This is a genomic window from Thalassotalea psychrophila (assembly GCF_031583595.1).
GTDB lineage: Bacteria > Pseudomonadota > Gammaproteobacteria > Enterobacterales > Alteromonadaceae > Thalassotalea_A > Thalassotalea_A psychrophila.
On record NZ_CP134145.1, the window covers coordinates 2,935,946 to 2,951,678 of the forward strand.

Genomic DNA, 15,733 nt, shown 5'->3' on the forward strand with positions numbered 1-15,733 from the left:
CTCGTGTCTAGTTTCTAGCTTATATCTTCTAAAACAACAAAGCCTGAATATCATATAGTATTCAGGCTTTTAACTGTATTGGCAAGGCTTTGTTATCTAAATCTTCTTAAATAATAACGAACCGTTAGTGCCACCGAAACCAAACGAATTACACAGTGCATAATCAAGTTTAGCTTGACGAGCTTCGCCTCTGATATAATCTAAATCACAACCTTCATCAGGATTGTCTAGATTAATTGTTGGTGGTACTTCTTGGTTTTGTAATGCGAGGATAGTAAAAATAGCCTCAGCAGAGCCAGCGGCACCTAACATATGACCGGTCATTGATTTAGTTGAGCCCATCATTAATTTATATGCATGATCACCAAATACTGATTTGGCACCATTAGTTTCAGCAATATCACCTGCAGGGGTTGATGTACCGTGTGCGTTTATATAGCCAATTTGGTTAGCATTTATGCCAGCATCACGGATTGCATTAGACATAGCAGCTGCACCGCCTTCACCATTAGTTGGTGGTGAGGTGATATGGTGTGCATCACCACTCATACCAAAACCGCAAAGTTCTGCATAAATTTTTGCACCTCGGGCTTTAGCATGTTCATACTCTTCAAGTACAACAACACCAGCACCATCACTCAATACAAAACCGTCTCGGTCTTTATCCCAAGGACGTGAAGCTTGTTCTGGTGCATCGTTACGAGTAGAAAGAGCACGTGCTGACATAAAGCCGCCCATGCCTAATACAGTAGAGGCTTTTTCGGCGCCACCTGCAACCATAGCATCGGCATCACCGTAAGCAATCATACGCGCAGCATGGCCAATATTATGAACACCAGTAGTACATGCAGTTACAATGGCAATATTCGGCCCTTTTAAGCCATGCATAATTGATAAGTGACCTGAGATCATATTCAAAATAGTCGATGGACAGAAGAAAGGTGATAATTTCCTAACATTTTGACTAATGGTTTTTGCATGACCTTCTTCAATTAAGCCTAATCCGCCAATACCTGAACCAATAGCAACGCCAATACGACCGGCATTTTGCTCAGTAACTTCTAGACCTGAATCTTCAATAGCTTGATGGCCAGCAGCTACACCGTATTGAATGAATAAATCCATTTTACGGGTTTCTTTTTTGGCGATACCAAATTCTTCGGGGTTAAAGTCTTTTATCAGACCGGCAAACTTAGTAGTGAAGTGTGTAAGATCAAGGTGATCAATTAGGCCAATACCACTTTTACCAGCGAGTAGTGAGTCCCAAGTTGAAAGTGAATTATTTCCTAGCGGGCTTAGCATCCCTAAACCAGTGACTACGACTCGTCGCATAACAATCAATGTCTCCGCAAATTATACAAATGTCATTAGATACTAAAACGATGAATACTTAATGACATTGGAATAAATGATTTTTCAAAAAACAAATACAAAAAAGGCGGTAATAAAACCGCCTTCTTAAGTAAACTAATGATTAACCGTGAGCAGTCACGTAATCGATAGCTGTTTGAACTGTAGTAATCTTTTCAGCTTCTTCGTCTGGAATTTCAATATCAAATTCTTCTTCAAGAGCCATTACTAATTCTACTGTGTCTAGAGAATCTGCACCTAAGTCATCAACAAAAGATGCTTCGTTTTTTGCTTCTTCTTCTTTAACACCTAATTGTTCAACAATGATTTTTCTTACGCGTTCTTCGATAGTACTCATTATATTTCCTTTACTATATTTAGCAATTCTTACAAAATTGCGTGTAGTTTATTCGCCATCAAGTCACCATGCAAGCATAAAATTATATTTTTACTCTGGTCAAACCTGTTAACTAATTATTTATTTATGGTTCATAAATAGCTATTTTGCAAGAAAACAGCCAGATTAAGGGCTTTAGAGCCTTAATCTTTTTTAAACCATGTACATACCGCCATTAACGTGAATAGTTTCACCGTTAATATATGCTGCCGCATCTGAGGCTAAAAATGCAACAGTTGCAGCAATCTCTTCTGGTTGACCTAAACGATTTGCAGGAACTTGTGATGAAATTGCTTCACGTTGTTCATCATTTAAAGCTTTAGTCATATCAGTATCAATAAAACCAGGTGCAATTGCATTTACTGTAATACCACGAGAGGCAACTTCTTTAGCTAATGATTTAGTAAAACCTAACAAGCCTGCTTTAGACGTTGCGTAGTTTACTTGACCGGCATTACCCATTGAGCCAACAACTGAACCAATATTAATTATACGGCCACTACGTTGCTTCATCATTGGACGCATTACAGCTTTACTAATTTTGAATAATGAATTTAAGTTAGTAGTAATGATATCATCCCACTCACTGTCTTTCATTCGCATCATTAAATTGTCACGTGTAATACCTGCGTTATTTACTAAGATATCAATTTGACCGAAATCGGCTTTGATTGCAGCAAATAATGCAGCGATTGAGTCTGTATCCGTTACGTTTAATTCGTAACCTTTACCGTTAGCACCCAAATATGCACTAATGTTGTCAGCACCACCTTGAGAGGTTGCTGTACCGATTACTTTTGCGCCTTGAGCAACTAATTGCTCTGCGATCGCTTTACCAATACCTCGGCTTGCACCTGTAATTAGTGCAGTTTTACCTTCTAATGAAAATAAAGACATGTTTATTCTAACCTTCTAAAGCTGAATTTAGTGTATCTGTAGTATTTACTGAAACACAATTAAGTTGTTTGTTGATACGTTTTACAAGGCCTGCTAATACTTTACCAGGACCGGCTTCAATAAGTTGTTCTGCGCCCATACCTGCCATTTTTTCAACAGATTCAGTCCAACGAACTGGGCTGTATAATTGACGGATTAATGCGTCTTTAATTACAGCGCCGTCAGTAACTATAGCAACATCTACGTTATTAATTACCGGGATCTGCGGACTGTTAAATTCAATATGAGCTAAGTCAGCTGCCAGCTTATCAGCTGCAGGTTGCATTAATGCACAATGTGATGGCACGCTTACAGGAAGAGGTAAAGCACGTTTAGCGCCCGCTTCTTTACAAAGTGCACCAGCACGTTCTACTGCAGCTTTGTTACCTGCAATAACCACTTGACCAGGAGAGTTAAAGTTAACTGCCGATACGACCTCATCGCCAGCAGCTTGTGCACAGGCGGCAAGAATAGCATCATCAGCTAAACCAATAATCGCATACATTGCACCTACACCAGCAGGTACAGCTTGTTGCATGTATTGACCACGCTTTTCAACGAGTTTAACTGCGTTTTCAAGGCTAATAACATCAGCACATACAAGCGCAGAGTATTCACCTAATGAGTGACCAGCTAACACAGATGGCGTTTCACCACCTTTAGCTAACCAAGCGCGAAAGATTGCAACACTAGCGGTTAACAATGCCGGTTGTGTGTAATCAGTTTGATTGAGTTTACCTTCACTATCGTTTTGAATTAGGTCCCATAAATCGTAACCTAATGCATTAGATGCGGCAGTAAACGTAGCTTTAACAACTTCGTTATCACCAAGATCAGCCAACATGCCTACGGCTTGAGAGCCTTGTCCTGGAAATACAAAGGCTAAATTATTATTCATTTTTTATTTACCTTTTTAAAACTTAATTAGTGCTGAGCCCCAGGTAAAACCACTACCAAAGGCTTCTAATAATAATGTCTGACCACGTTGGATACGGCCATCGCGTACCGCAAAATCTAGTGCTGTTGGTACAGATCCAGCAGACGTATTACCGTGTTGATCGAGTGTTACTACTACTCGTTCCATCGGCATATCTAACTTTTTAGCTGTTGCGGCAATAATACGTAAATTTGCTTGATGTGGAACTAACCAATCAATTTCAGATTTATCAATATTATTATGTTCAAGTGTTTCTTTAACGATCTCACTTAACTTAGTTACCGCAATTTTAAATACTTCGTTGCCTTTCATGTGGATATAAGAAGTGTCAACAGTGTCAGCTTCGCCTCGTTTTGGCGTCGGACAATGTAATAAATCAACATAATTACCTTCACTGTGTAAGTGTGTCGAAATAATACCAGTATCTTGTTCATCTGTTGCTTCTAATATAACAGCGCCGGCTGCATCACCAAAAAGGATCATAGTGGTACGGTCATCTGGAGCAACCATATGGGACAACATATCTGCACCAATAACAAGAATACGTTTTGCATTGCCGGCTTTAATATATTGATCTGCAATAGATAAACTAAAAATAAACCCAGAACATGCTGCGGCAATATCAAAAGCGGGGATATTTGGCACTCCAAGCATTCTTTGTACATGAACTGCACCACCAGGGATATTTGATTCAAAAAAGCTGGTTGTGCCCAAAATGATCATGTCTAAGTCTGTTGCCTTAAGACCAGCCATTTCTAGTGCTTTCAGAGCGGCTTCTGTGCCCATATCTGCAACGGTTTCGTTTTTATCGGCAATATGGCGAGATTTAATACCAGTACGTTCAGTGATCCATTGATCAGAAGTTTCAATAATTTTTTCTAAATCGGCATTGGTCAATGTTTTCTCTGGTAAATAACTACCAGTACCAACAATTTTTGAATTCATAATTTTTAAGACCTTTTAAGTAAACTGACTTCCAGTTTATTTTTAATTTTTTCAGGAACTTGTCTTTCAACTTCTTTAACGGCTTCGAGTATCGCGTTAAAAAAAGCTGAACTGGTGGCATTGCCATGACTTTTCACCACAATACCGCGTAATCCTATCAGACTTGCCCCGTTATACTGGTCGGGGTTCAGTCGTTTTACGATTTTTTTTAATGTTGGGTTAAGCAAAAAACCTAAAAGTCTGGTAAATTTGCTCTCATTAATGATTTTCATCACCTTCCCCATCACCAACTTGCCTACACCTTCGCACGTTTTTAGAGCAATATTACCAACAAAACCATCACAAACAATGACATCGGCTTTGCCGGTAAATATATCATTGCCTTCAATAAACCCTACATAGTTTATTTCTGGAGTCTTACTTAATAAAGCCGCGGTTTGTTTTATATGATCACTGCCTTTGATGACTTCTTCGCCCATGTTTAGCAAAGCTACTCTTGGTGATTCAATTGAATCAACCTCTTCGGCCATCACCGACCCCATCATCGCAAACTGAAATAAGGTATCAGAATCGCAAAACACATTAGCGCCTAAGTCCAGCATAAATGCATGGGAAGCGGAATCAGTAATAGGTAAATGAGAAACTAGAGCGGGACGCTCAACACCAGGAAGCATTTTTAACACATAATGAGCAATAGCAAGTAGTGCTCCTGTGTTACCAGCACTTACACAAGCATCGGCATCTCCTGTGTGAACCAAATCTAATGCTCGACGCATTGAAGAGTCTTTTTTAGTTCTAAGGGCTACACTTGGTTTTTCATCCATAGCAATTTGCTCACTAGCATGCACTATTGATATACGCGGATGGTCAAGGAAGTTATGTTCTTTTAAATGCGTGCGAATAACGCTTTCGTCACCACAGAGGATGAGCTTAAGAGATGGCACATGTTCAATTGCCATTTTTGCAGAGGGAATTGTTATAAGGGGGCCTAAATCGCCCCCCATAACATCTAACGCAACCGTTAGATTAACCAAAGTTAAGTCGCTTATTTAGCGATAACTTTGACACCTTTGTAAAAGCCATCAGCTGTTACGTGGTGACGACGATGGGTTTCGCCAGAAACTGGATCAACTGATAAGTTTTCTGGTGTGATTGCATCGTGTGAACGACGCATGCCACGTCTTGAACGAGATTTCTTACTCTTTTGTACGGCCATTAGCCTACTCCTAAAATCAAAAAGTTACTTGAGGTTTTTTAAAACATCAAATGGATTCGGTTTCTCAAGCGTATCCGGTAACCTACCCCAAGAAGTGTCTGCTTTAGCATTACAATCCTTAAGGTCATGTTTCGGTACTAATGGAATATTAATGATTAACTCATCTTCCACTAATTCGCGTAAATTTACTTCACCATTTTCATCTACTACTACAACATCATAATGTGAAGGTAAGAGCTCAGCTCCCTCTTCGTTTTTTACAGGACAATATGTGAAATTCACATTTAAGTCTTGTACAAATGGTTCATTACAACGCTGGCATGTCAAACTCACCTGAGTTGATGCTTCGCCGCTTAACAGTGTTAAGCCTTGCTCATCAACATCAAAGTTTACTTTAACATTTACTTGCTCACAAGCCTTATCAGACACTGCGAGCAATCTTTCTAAACCAATTAATTCAAAATAGCCGTTGCACTCGAGCCTGCGCTGAGAACTTTTAAACGGATCAATTGTTATTGGAAGCTTAAGATTCTTCATATGGCGCGCATCTTAAATGGTGAAGTGCCTTGTGTCAAAAGAAAAATCACCAATTTCAATGCAATTGCCTATTTAATGACAAATTTTAACACAACCACATCATTTGTGAACAATTTTACAGCAATTTAAATTAAAAATAACAATTCAACATTAAAACCATGCTTCGTCTGATTTAATTAATGAAATTGGTATTCTAAGTGAAGTTAGGTAAACTTGCGCTGCTATACCATTAACTATTATACAAAATGAGTAAAGATATGACGCAACTTGTACTTGGTTCTACTTCTATTTTTCGCAAGGCGCTATTAGAGAAATTCAATTTATCGTTCGAATGCGCTAAACCGAATATTGATGAAACAGCATTAGAAAATGAAACGCCAGAAAATTTAGTTGCTAGATTAGCTGAAGAAAAAGCAAAAGAAGTTAGTAAAGAGTACCCTGAAGGTTTAATAATTGGCTCTGATCAAGTGGCTATCTGTGATGGAAATATTTTAGGTAAACCGCATACATTTAAAAATGGCGTTAAGCAACTAACTTCATTTAGCGGTAAAACAGTCACGTTTTTAACCGGCCTTTGTTTATATAATGCTAAAACGGATAATACCCAAGTAGTTGTTGAGCCGTTTTATGTTAGCTTTAGAGAATTGACTATTACTGAAATCAGTAGTTATCTGCACGCTGAACAACCTTATAACTGTGCTGGCAGTTTTAAAAGCGAAGGCTTGGGCATTTGTTTATTCGAAAGCTTAAAAGGTGACGATCCTAATACGTTGATTGGTTTACCGCTAATTCGATTACATCAACTGCTTAAAAATGAAGGTTTTGATGTATTAGATAAGCAAGTGTTCCCCACAAAGTTATAATTTTGTTACAACACAAAACATGATTTAATTAAAAGTATTACTAGTACGTTCTCGAAGAGTAAGTAAGAAATGAATGACCTACAACAGCTAAAAAATCAGGCAACAAGCGGAGATAGTAATGCACAATTACTTTTAAGTAAGTATTATCTGACAAATAACCAGCATGATAAGTTTAATGAGTTATTCACCCCATTATTAAAGCAGGGCTTTCCCCCCGCTTTATTAACTAAAGTTGATTTGTTATTTCAACAGTCTCCTAATCAAGCTATAAGTTTTCTTCTAGAGCTGGCTAAATTTGATGTGCCTAATGCAAATTATAAATTAGCCATGTTGTTATATTTCCATCCTGAATTGACATTAGATTTTTCAGTTTTTCTAAAGAGGTCTTGCCGGTTAAATGAGATACCAGGAATAATTGCTGCCTGCAGTTTGTATTATCAACTGGGTCACTATAAGCAGGCAGAAGCATTATTAACTCAATATCAGCACATCCCTCAAGTAGGTGAACTACTCGATGCTATGCAAATAACTGATAATAACTCAATCGTTGATGTCAATTTTTCAGACATTAAAAGGCCTAAACCCCAACAGTATAATGTTAATGATATTGCTCTTGAAATCAATCTATTTTACATTGATAATTTTTTAACAAAACTTGAATGTGAGTGGTTAAAGATACGCTCAAAAAGCCAACTAACCCCAGCATATGTTGTTGATGGTAAAAGCGGTGAAATGATCTTAGATAATGCAAGAAGTAGTCAATACAGCCAATTATTTCCAAGTCTAAATGACTGGGTTTTGTTAGATATTGAACAGAGAATTTCTACTCTGGTGAATTTACCTATAACCCACGGTGAAGTTAGCAATGTGCTTTATTATCAAAAATCAGAGGAATATAAACCTCACTATGATTTTTTCCATCCAAACGATGCTGGCTCAAATATGGCGATGAAAGATGGAGGGCAAAGAATTAAAACGGCTATTTGTTACCTTGAAGAAAGTAAAGAGGGTGGAGAAACGAGCTTTCCTAGATTATCCAAACAAATAGAAGGCAAGAAAGGCCGTGTAGTTGTATTTAGTAATACGGATATTAATTCAAATCCACTACCATTATCTTTACACCAAGGAAAGCCAGTTAAAGTAGGAAATAAATGGATACTTACTAAATGGTATAGAGAAAAAGAAACGAGTTATAAATATAACTTAATTAAACTTAACCTTTGAGTTGAAATTCAAAGCGACTGCTCTGTGTTAAATTGCAGGCTAAAATATGCCTGCAATTTAATAAGTTTTAAAGGTCTGCTTTTTCAATATAGCAGTTAAGGCATTATCATAAGGCGCTTCAAACTTAACTCGTTCGCCAGATTTAGGGTGGGTAAACTCTAAACTTGCTGCATGTAAGAACAAACGCTTTAACCCTTGCTTGTTCATTTGTGCACTAAAACCTTCTGATCCATATTTATCATCACACGCAATTGGATGACCACTCACTTTACAATGCACGCGTATTTGGTGAGTCCTTCCAGTTACAGGAAACGCTCTCACTAACGTGGCGCCCTCATAATGTTTTAACACTTTAAACCGTGTTTCGGACTCTTTCCCATTGATGTTATCAACAACAACAACCCTTTCGCCCGACTTAAGATCATTCTTTCTTAAACCTTGCGTAGCTCGAGTTAACTTTGTTGACCAATGCCCTTTTACCAAAGCATGATAAAACTTCTGTACACTTTTTTCTCGAAGCTGTTCATGCAGCGCTCGTAACGTTGAACGCTTTTTAGCGATCATTAAACATCCAGAAGTATCTCTATCTAAGCGATGCACTAGTTCTAACATTCTAGCTTCAGGTCTTAATGCTCTTAATGCTTCAATTAAACCAAAACTTAAACCACTACCACCATGAACCGCCATGCCAGTAGGTTTATTGATTACAATTAAACAATCATCTTCAAATAAAATATGATTTTCAAGCGATGATACTTTTTTCAACTGTGTAGATACAGGATTGGACTCTTCAGATACGCGAATAGGTGCAATACGAATAACATCTTCAATTTGCAGCTTATATTCAGGTTTTTTACGCTTTTTATTAACTCTGACCTCGCCTTTTCTTAACAAGCGATAAATCATACTTTTTGGCACACCTTTTAGGGTTTTCAACAAAAAGTTATCAATACGTTGACCGTCAGATTCTTCGTCAATAGTTACAAACCTTACTTTTGGTCTGTCTTCGTTTTCAGCGGTGTTTTTCGGTGCTGAATTCGGTGAATTTGGTGTTTGTGGTTTCATGAGGGCGAGTTTAGCACAGTTTTTTCTGGTTTTGCGCCTATTAACCCATAATAAGTCAGTAAATTTATTGCCTTATTCTATTATTTAGTGGGATAATGCTTGGGTTGCTGAAATTTGAATTTCAGTGCCAAAAATTACTTAAATCTTATTGTAACCGATAATAAAATTTTCATCGCAATGCAGGGATTAAAACAAAGTAATAACGAAACTCTTAAGTGAATCGTAAGAGGTTTGTTGCGGCAACATCAATATACGATATTTTTTAGTGTTTGGACTTTTTAATACTTGCTAATTATGGACTGACAACCCAGCAATATTAATAACTAATCACCCGATATATTGACCGCATTGCCTATTGCTTACACCGGCGTACGTAACTTGCCCGTGTTTGAAGCATAAACAACAGGTCCAGCAAATATAGAGTTATAAACTATTAAATAGTAAGCACAGCATTTTTGCTGAGTATGTAAAAGTTAAGCATTGTTATGAAACTACAAAGCTATTTTAGATAAATAGTTTCGTAACCAATTAAAGAATTAAATTAAAAGATAACAGTCCCGAGTTTTAGGGAGTTGACATCCGTGAGGCTGCCAACCCTCTGTTTACCTTGCTATTACAGCACCTATAAAAGTGCTAGTTGCTAGCTTTACTGCTCAACCCTATGTTGTGACTTATTAATATACAGAGTCACAAAATATGAAACGCATGTTAATCAATGCTACACAATCGGAAGAATTCCGCGTAGCTCTTGTTGACGGTCAGAACTTATACGATTTAGATATCGAAAGCCCTGGTCACGAACAAAAAAAATCTAACATCTACAAAGGGACTATTACCCGTGTAGAGCCATCTTTAGAAGCCGCTTTTGTAGACTATGGTGCAGATCGCCATGGTTTCTTACCAATGAAAGAAATTGCTCGTAGTTATTTTCCACAAGGTTATAGCTTTCAAGGCCGTCCAAACATAAAAGATGTTTTACGTGAAGGCCAAGAAGTAACCGTTCAAATTGATAAAGAAGAACGAGGCCAAAAAGGCGCCGCTCTAACTACTTTTATTTCTTTAGCAGGTAGTTACTTAGTTTTAATGCCTAATAACCCAAGAGCTGGCGGTATCTCTCGTCGTATCGAAGGTGATGAGCGTACAGAGCTGAAAAACTCATTAAGTAAATTAGACTTACCCAAAGGTATGGGCTTAATTGTTCGTACTGCCGGTGTTGGTAAAGCTTATGATGAACTTGCCTGGGATTTAAACGTTCTACTTAAACATTGGGCTGCTATTTCAGAAGCTGCGGCTTCTCGTCCTGCACCATTTTTAATTCATCAGGAATCGAATGTAATTTTACGTGCGATTCGCGATTATCTACGTCGTGATATTGGTGAGATTGTTATTGACCGTCCGAAAATTTTCGACAGTGTTAAGCAACATATCCAATTAGTACGTCCTGACTTTTTAAGTAAAGTGAAGCTATATAAAGGTGACGTGCCTTTATTTACTCATTATCAAATTGAGTCACAAATTGAAACTGCATTCCAACGTGAAGTGCGTTTACCATCTGGTGGTTCTATTGTAATTGATCCAACAGAAGCATTAACCTCAATTGATATCAACTCTGCTCGTGCAACAAAGGGTAGTGATATTGAAGAAACAGCCTTTAATACCAACCTTGAAGCAGCTGAAGAAGTTGCCCGTCAATTACGTCTTCGTGATTTAGGTGGTTTAGTGGTAATTGATTTCATCGATATGACGCCAGTTCGTCATCAACGTGAAGTTGAAAACCGTATGCGCGATGCTGTTCGTCCAGATAGAGCTCGAATTCAATTAAGCCGAATTTCAAAATTTGGTTTATTAGAAATGTCTCGTCAACGTTTACGTCCTTCAATTGGTGAAACAAGCCAAGGTGTTTGTCCACGTTGTAGTGGTACAGGTAACGTACGTGGTGTTGAGTCTTTAGCATTATCAATTTTGCGTTTAATGGAAGAAGAAGCCATTAAAGACAAAACCTCACAAGTTCATGCTCAAGTACCGGTACCAGTAGCCACTTACTTGTTGAATGAAAAACGTAATGCTGTTGGCCACATTGAAAAGAGCCACGATGTTAAAGTATTAATTTTGGCAAATACTGACATGGACACTCCTCAGTACGAAGTTGTACGTGTACGTGATGACGAGACTATGGCTGAGGCTAGCTATGAAATGAAACTTAACACTACTGCACCAGAAGAAGCGGTAATGCCTAAGTTCCAAAAAGAAGTAGTTAAACGTGATGAGCCTGTATTACAAGGTATGTCAGCACCATCAAAACCTTCTCCTGCTAATGTGCCAGCTAAAACATCGCACAAAAAAGTTGAGAAGCAAGCTTCAGCAGGTTTAATTGCCGGCATTGTTGCATTCTTTAAGTCTCTATTTGCTACTGAAGTAAAAGCACCAGAGAAAAAGCCTGCACAAGGTAATAGAAAACCTCATGATAACCGTGAACGTCGTAACCGTAAACCACGTAACCAACAACGCCGTGGCAAAGGTCAAGATCGTGAACGCGAGCAAAATGACAACCGAAATCAGAAAGACAATCGCAACGTTAAAGACAGAGATCAAAAAGCTGCCCAGCCTAAAAAGCAACAGCCTAAAAAGCAGCAAGCCAGTCAAAATGACAAGCAAGCAGATAAGCCTAAAGAAGCAAAAGTAGCAGAGCGTCGTCAACGTCGTAATACTCGTAAAAAAGTACGTGTACAAGATCAAAACGAACAAGCTACAAATCAGCAAACTGAAGCGCCAAAACAAGCAGCGAATAAAGCTAATGTTAAAGCTGAGCCTGTTGAACAAAATGTTGTTACTAACGATGTACAAATTGATGCTGTTAATGATGAAAACCAGGGTAAAGAACAACGAGTAAGAAATCGTCGTTCTCCTAGACACTTACGTTCGCACGGTCAACGTCGTCGTAAAGAAAAATTAGAATCAACAGAAGCTGAAATTGAAAATACAATTGTTGACGAAAGAACAACTGAAGATCCTGTAGTAGCACGCTACCCTAGCGTTACTGAAGAAGTACAAACGACTTTAGATCTTGAAACACCAGCTGACTTTGTTGAACAACCTGTAGTAGTGAACGAAGAAGTAGTTACTGCTGAAGATGAAAATAAAACTGACGAACAGCAACAGGACTTGCCTTTAACTGAAGAAGTTAAAGCTGAAAAAGTTGTAGCTGAAGAAGTTGTAGCTGAAAAAGTTGTAGCTGAAGAAGTTGTAGCTGAAGAAGTTAAAGCTGAAGAAGTTAAAACTGAAGAAGTTAAAACTGAAGAAGTTAAAGCTGAAGAAGTTAAAGCTGAAGAAGTTAAAGCTGAAGAAGTTAAAGCTGAAGAAGTTAAAGCTGAAGAAGTTAAAGCTGAAGAAGTTGTAGCTGAAGAAGTTAAAGCTGAAGAAGTTAAAGCTGAAGAAGTTAAAGCTGAAGAAGTTAAAGCTGATGAAGTTAAAGCTGATGAAGTTGTAGCTGAAGAAGTTAAAGCTGATGAAGTTGTAGCTGAACCAGTGAAGAAAAAAGCAGCTAAGCCAAAAGCTAAAACTACAAAAGCAAAAGCAAAAGCAAAACCTGCAGCTAAATCAGCAAAAGGTAAAGCACATGCCGCAATGGCAAAACCTGCACCTGTAGAGGTTGGAGAACAAGTAATTCCAACATCAGCACTATCTAGTGCTGAACGAACACAAGTAACACGCTCTGAAAAAGCAGCAGCAACAGCCTTTGCCTCAAGCAAGAGTTCAGCGGGACCTACAAAGCCTGGTGCTCAGTAAGTTTAAAAGCTAAGTAATTTTAGCCATATTAAAAAGCCAGTCTATTGACTGGCTTTTTGCTTTCTAACTTTCTAACTAGCTTTATTAAATAGCTAAATACTTACTATTTTTTTCAATGAACTTCACCCCTATCCCCTTTACGTTCATTAGATCAGCAATGTTGGCAAATGGTCCATGCATCTTTCTATAATCTATAATCGATTGAGCCTTTTTAAGCCCTATACCTTTTAGCTCAGAAAGCTGTTCCGCAGATGCTGTATTGACGTTGATGGTCGTTGACACTCGTTGCTCTGTGACAACAGGTTCATCGTTAGCATAAGCTGTATTTAAAGCAGGAGTTAAAATTAAGGCGGCAGCCAATAGTGAGGTAGTTAACTTTTTCATAAGTAATTCCTTTACGTATTTAATTAAATTTCATAACCACACCCTGTGGTTATTTCAAAGTTTAGAATAGAAATTGATAAAGTCAAAAAATATAAAAGGGGCCAAAGTTAATGTTAAAATATTGCCTAAATTAAAAGAAAACGCTCTCTGTGTACATAACTTTATCCTTGTAAATGTGGTGGCATAGGACAATCTAAAAGAGCAGAAATAGCTCGAAGTAATTCCATTTCTTTTATCGAAAATAGTTTGTCTTGAGTAATTATTAATAAACATGCGCGCAATAATTGCTGTTTATGTTTTGGCTCTAGCTCAATAAGTGAATCGAGAGTTTTGTTGAGTTTAGCTATTTCAATACTTTCTTGATTGAACAGTTTTATTTTTAAAATACCAACTTCTTCTTCAATTAAAGTAATTATCTTTGCTGTATCAATGTCATTCTTTATATATCGATTTAATAGCATACTTAATAAAATATTAATTTCTAATTTTTTGTTTTTTAAAGATGCATACACATTGCGCTTATTATTATGCTTGCTGTATTGGCTATCTAAATGTCGAAATAATATCTTTTGCAACGCCCACTCAAATAAATCGATATGTTCGTCGGCTAAAACCAGATATGAAAAATTCTCTTTGAAAAGTTCGTAACGTCCTTGGCTTAATTGTTTAAGCGTTGGAATAGCCATATCAATTAAAGGTAACCGATAGCGAGTATGCAACTGCCCTACTTGCTCCCGTAAACGCAAAACATGATCAATAATATCTTTATCACCAGATTCTTTAATACGAATCAATTGTTTGTGTAACACATCTTTTTCATTACTCAATAACAAGCAATAAATAAATGCTCTAGCTTGGTCTACATCATGCACAGCATTATGAACTGTTTCAGGGATTTCACTAATAAGAGCAGTGGCATGACTAATTTGTTTATCATTTACGCTGCCAACACTATTAAGCATATGTTCAGCGATTACGACACTACCAACCACTCCTGACATTACATCCTTTGTTTTAGCTGAAGTAACAAATGAAGAGCCTTGCTTGTTCTTTTGCTGTCGTTCTTTGTCTGCTTGTTTCTTTACTTTTTGATTAATAAGAAAATAAGGTGAAATGCGTTTAATACGCTGTTCTATAGGAGGGTGAGTAGCGAACATAGACTCAACAAATGAACTAACCCCAGTGCTAAAATATGCATGACTCATTTGTGGTGCCTGCGGGCTATCAAGTACTGAGCCTACACTCGAGATCTTATTAAGGGCACTGGCAATACCATCTTTACTACGAGTAAACTGCACCGCCGACGCATCGGCTAAAAATTCACGTTGACGACTAACGGATGCTTTGATCATATTACCAAAAAAATTACCACCAAAGCCTATCACTACTAAGCCAGCTCCTAGGCCAATTATTGGTAAAGTATTTTTCCTAGAGCCTCGAACTGAACGTAAAATGTAATAGCCAATATAGCCCATTAATAAAATGCCATGTAAGACGCCAATTAAGCGCATATTCAATCGCATGTCACCATTGAGTATATGACTAAATTCGTGGGCAACAACACCTTGTAGCTCTTCTCTTGCAAGGTTATCAATACAACCACGTGTAACGCCAATCACAGCATCTGAATTTTTAAACCCTGCGGCAAAAGCGTTAATACCGAGTTCATGCTCTAACAAAAATACAGCAGGTACAGGGGTGCCTGAGGCTATTGCCATCTCTTCAACAACATTGAGTAATTTTTTCTCATTTAAATCGCGAGTATTATGAGTAACAAGTCGGCCACCTAGTGCCTGAGCAATAGTTTTTCCGCCATTTCCTAAAGACATACTTTTATAAGCACTGCCAGCAAAAATCACCGCGCAAACCGTTACGCCAATAAAAAAGAAAACTTGCCAGTCAAATTGAATTTTTATCAACTCAAAAGAAAGCGGTATGCCTTCTTCTGTTGCTAAGAAACCAAAAAGTAACATTACCAGTAGGTTAGTCATAATTATCAAGCTAAATACCGCTAAAGAAAATAGCAATACTAAACGAGAAGTGCTTTTGCGAGCTGATTGCTGCGCTTGGAAAAAATCCATAGATTAAACTAA

The 15,733-nt window shown here is 37.8% G+C and carries 14 protein-coding genes; 3 read left to right on the plus strand and 11 right to left on the minus strand.

Going from position 1 to position 15,733, the window contains the following annotated elements:
- Positions 1–96 precede the first annotated feature (96 nt).
- The 8 genes from fabF to yceD form a co-directional block, all read right to left on the minus strand.
- A complete protein-coding gene (gene fabF, locus RGQ13_RS11965) occupies positions 97–1,338 on the minus strand; it encodes a beta-ketoacyl-ACP synthase II (protein ID WP_348393404.1) in 1,242 nt (413 codons plus the stop codon).
- 136 nt (positions 1,339–1,474) lie between these two features.
- On the minus strand, positions 1,475–1,708 hold the full coding sequence (acpP, locus tag RGQ13_RS11970; RefSeq protein ID WP_348389983.1) for an acyl carrier protein: 234 nt from the start codon (positions 1,706–1,708) through the stop codon (positions 1,475–1,477).
- 192 nt (positions 1,709–1,900) lie between these two features.
- Positions 1,901–2,644 (minus strand): 3-oxoacyl-ACP reductase FabG, encoded by a 744-nt coding sequence (gene fabG, locus RGQ13_RS11975; RefSeq protein ID WP_348389984.1) that lies wholly within the window; start codon positions 2,642–2,644, stop codon positions 1,901–1,903.
- Between the two features lie 7 nt (positions 2,645–2,651).
- A complete protein-coding gene (gene fabD, locus RGQ13_RS11980) occupies positions 2,652–3,581 on the minus strand; it encodes an ACP S-malonyltransferase (protein WP_348389985.1) in 930 nt (309 codons plus the stop codon).
- Between the two features lie 15 nt (positions 3,582–3,596).
- Entirely contained in the window at positions 3,597–4,565 is a 969-nt protein-coding gene (locus RGQ13_RS11985; protein WP_348389986.1) for a beta-ketoacyl-ACP synthase III, read from the minus strand.
- A gap of 5 nt (positions 4,566–4,570) precedes the next feature.
- Positions 4,571–5,569, minus strand: coding sequence for a phosphate acyltransferase PlsX (gene plsX, locus RGQ13_RS11990; protein WP_405054197.1), 999 nt, complete (start codon positions 5,567–5,569; stop codon positions 4,571–4,573).
- Between the two features lie 41 nt (positions 5,570–5,610).
- On the minus strand, positions 5,611–5,781 hold the full coding sequence (gene rpmF, locus RGQ13_RS11995) for a 50S ribosomal protein L32 (RefSeq protein ID WP_348389163.1): 171 nt from the start codon (positions 5,779–5,781) through the stop codon (positions 5,611–5,613).
- A gap of 24 nt (positions 5,782–5,805) precedes the next feature.
- The gene (yceD, locus tag RGQ13_RS12000; RefSeq protein ID WP_348389988.1) at positions 5,806–6,318 is read right to left on the minus strand and encodes a 23S rRNA accumulation protein YceD; all 513 of its coding nucleotides are present in this window, start codon (positions 6,316–6,318) and stop codon (positions 5,806–5,808) included.
- Positions 6,319–6,575: 257 nt separating this feature from the next.
- Here yceD and RGQ13_RS12005 point away from each other — a divergent pair, with 257 nt between their 5' ends.
- The gene (locus RGQ13_RS12005) at positions 6,576–7,181 is read left to right on the plus strand and encodes a Maf family protein (RefSeq protein WP_348389989.1); all 606 of its coding nucleotides are present in this window, start codon (positions 6,576–6,578) and stop codon (positions 7,179–7,181) included.
- A gap of 69 nt (positions 7,182–7,250) precedes the next feature.
- Positions 7,251–8,405, plus strand: a complete 1,155-nt coding sequence (locus RGQ13_RS12010) for a 2OG-Fe(II) oxygenase (RefSeq protein WP_348389990.1) — start codon at positions 7,251–7,253, stop codon at positions 8,403–8,405.
- 57 nt (positions 8,406–8,462) lie between these two features.
- On the opposite strand, the gene rluC is transcribed toward RGQ13_RS12010, so the two are convergent.
- Positions 8,463–9,470: a 23S rRNA pseudouridine(955/2504/2580) synthase RluC gene (rluC, locus tag RGQ13_RS12015; RefSeq protein ID WP_348389991.1), complete on the minus strand. Its 1,008-nt coding sequence runs from the start codon at positions 9,468–9,470 to the stop codon at positions 8,463–8,465.
- A 696-nt stretch (positions 9,471–10,166) separates the two neighbouring features.
- On the opposite strand from rluC, the gene rne reads away from it, so the two are divergent.
- Positions 10,167–13,256 (plus strand): ribonuclease E, encoded by a 3,090-nt coding sequence (rne, locus tag RGQ13_RS12020; protein WP_348389992.1) that lies wholly within the window; start codon positions 10,167–10,169, stop codon positions 13,254–13,256.
- 84 nt (positions 13,257–13,340) lie between these two features.
- Here rne and RGQ13_RS12025 read toward each other — a convergent pair whose 3' ends face one another.
- Positions 13,341–13,640 (minus strand): ComEA family DNA-binding protein, encoded by a 300-nt coding sequence (locus RGQ13_RS12025; RefSeq protein WP_348389993.1) that lies wholly within the window; start codon positions 13,638–13,640, stop codon positions 13,341–13,343.
- A 161-nt stretch (positions 13,641–13,801) separates the two neighbouring features.
- The gene (locus RGQ13_RS12030) at positions 13,802–15,721 is read right to left on the minus strand and encodes a M48 family metallopeptidase (RefSeq protein ID WP_348389994.1); all 1,920 of its coding nucleotides are present in this window, start codon (positions 15,719–15,721) and stop codon (positions 13,802–13,804) included.
- Between the last annotated feature and the right edge of the window lie 12 nt (positions 15,722–15,733).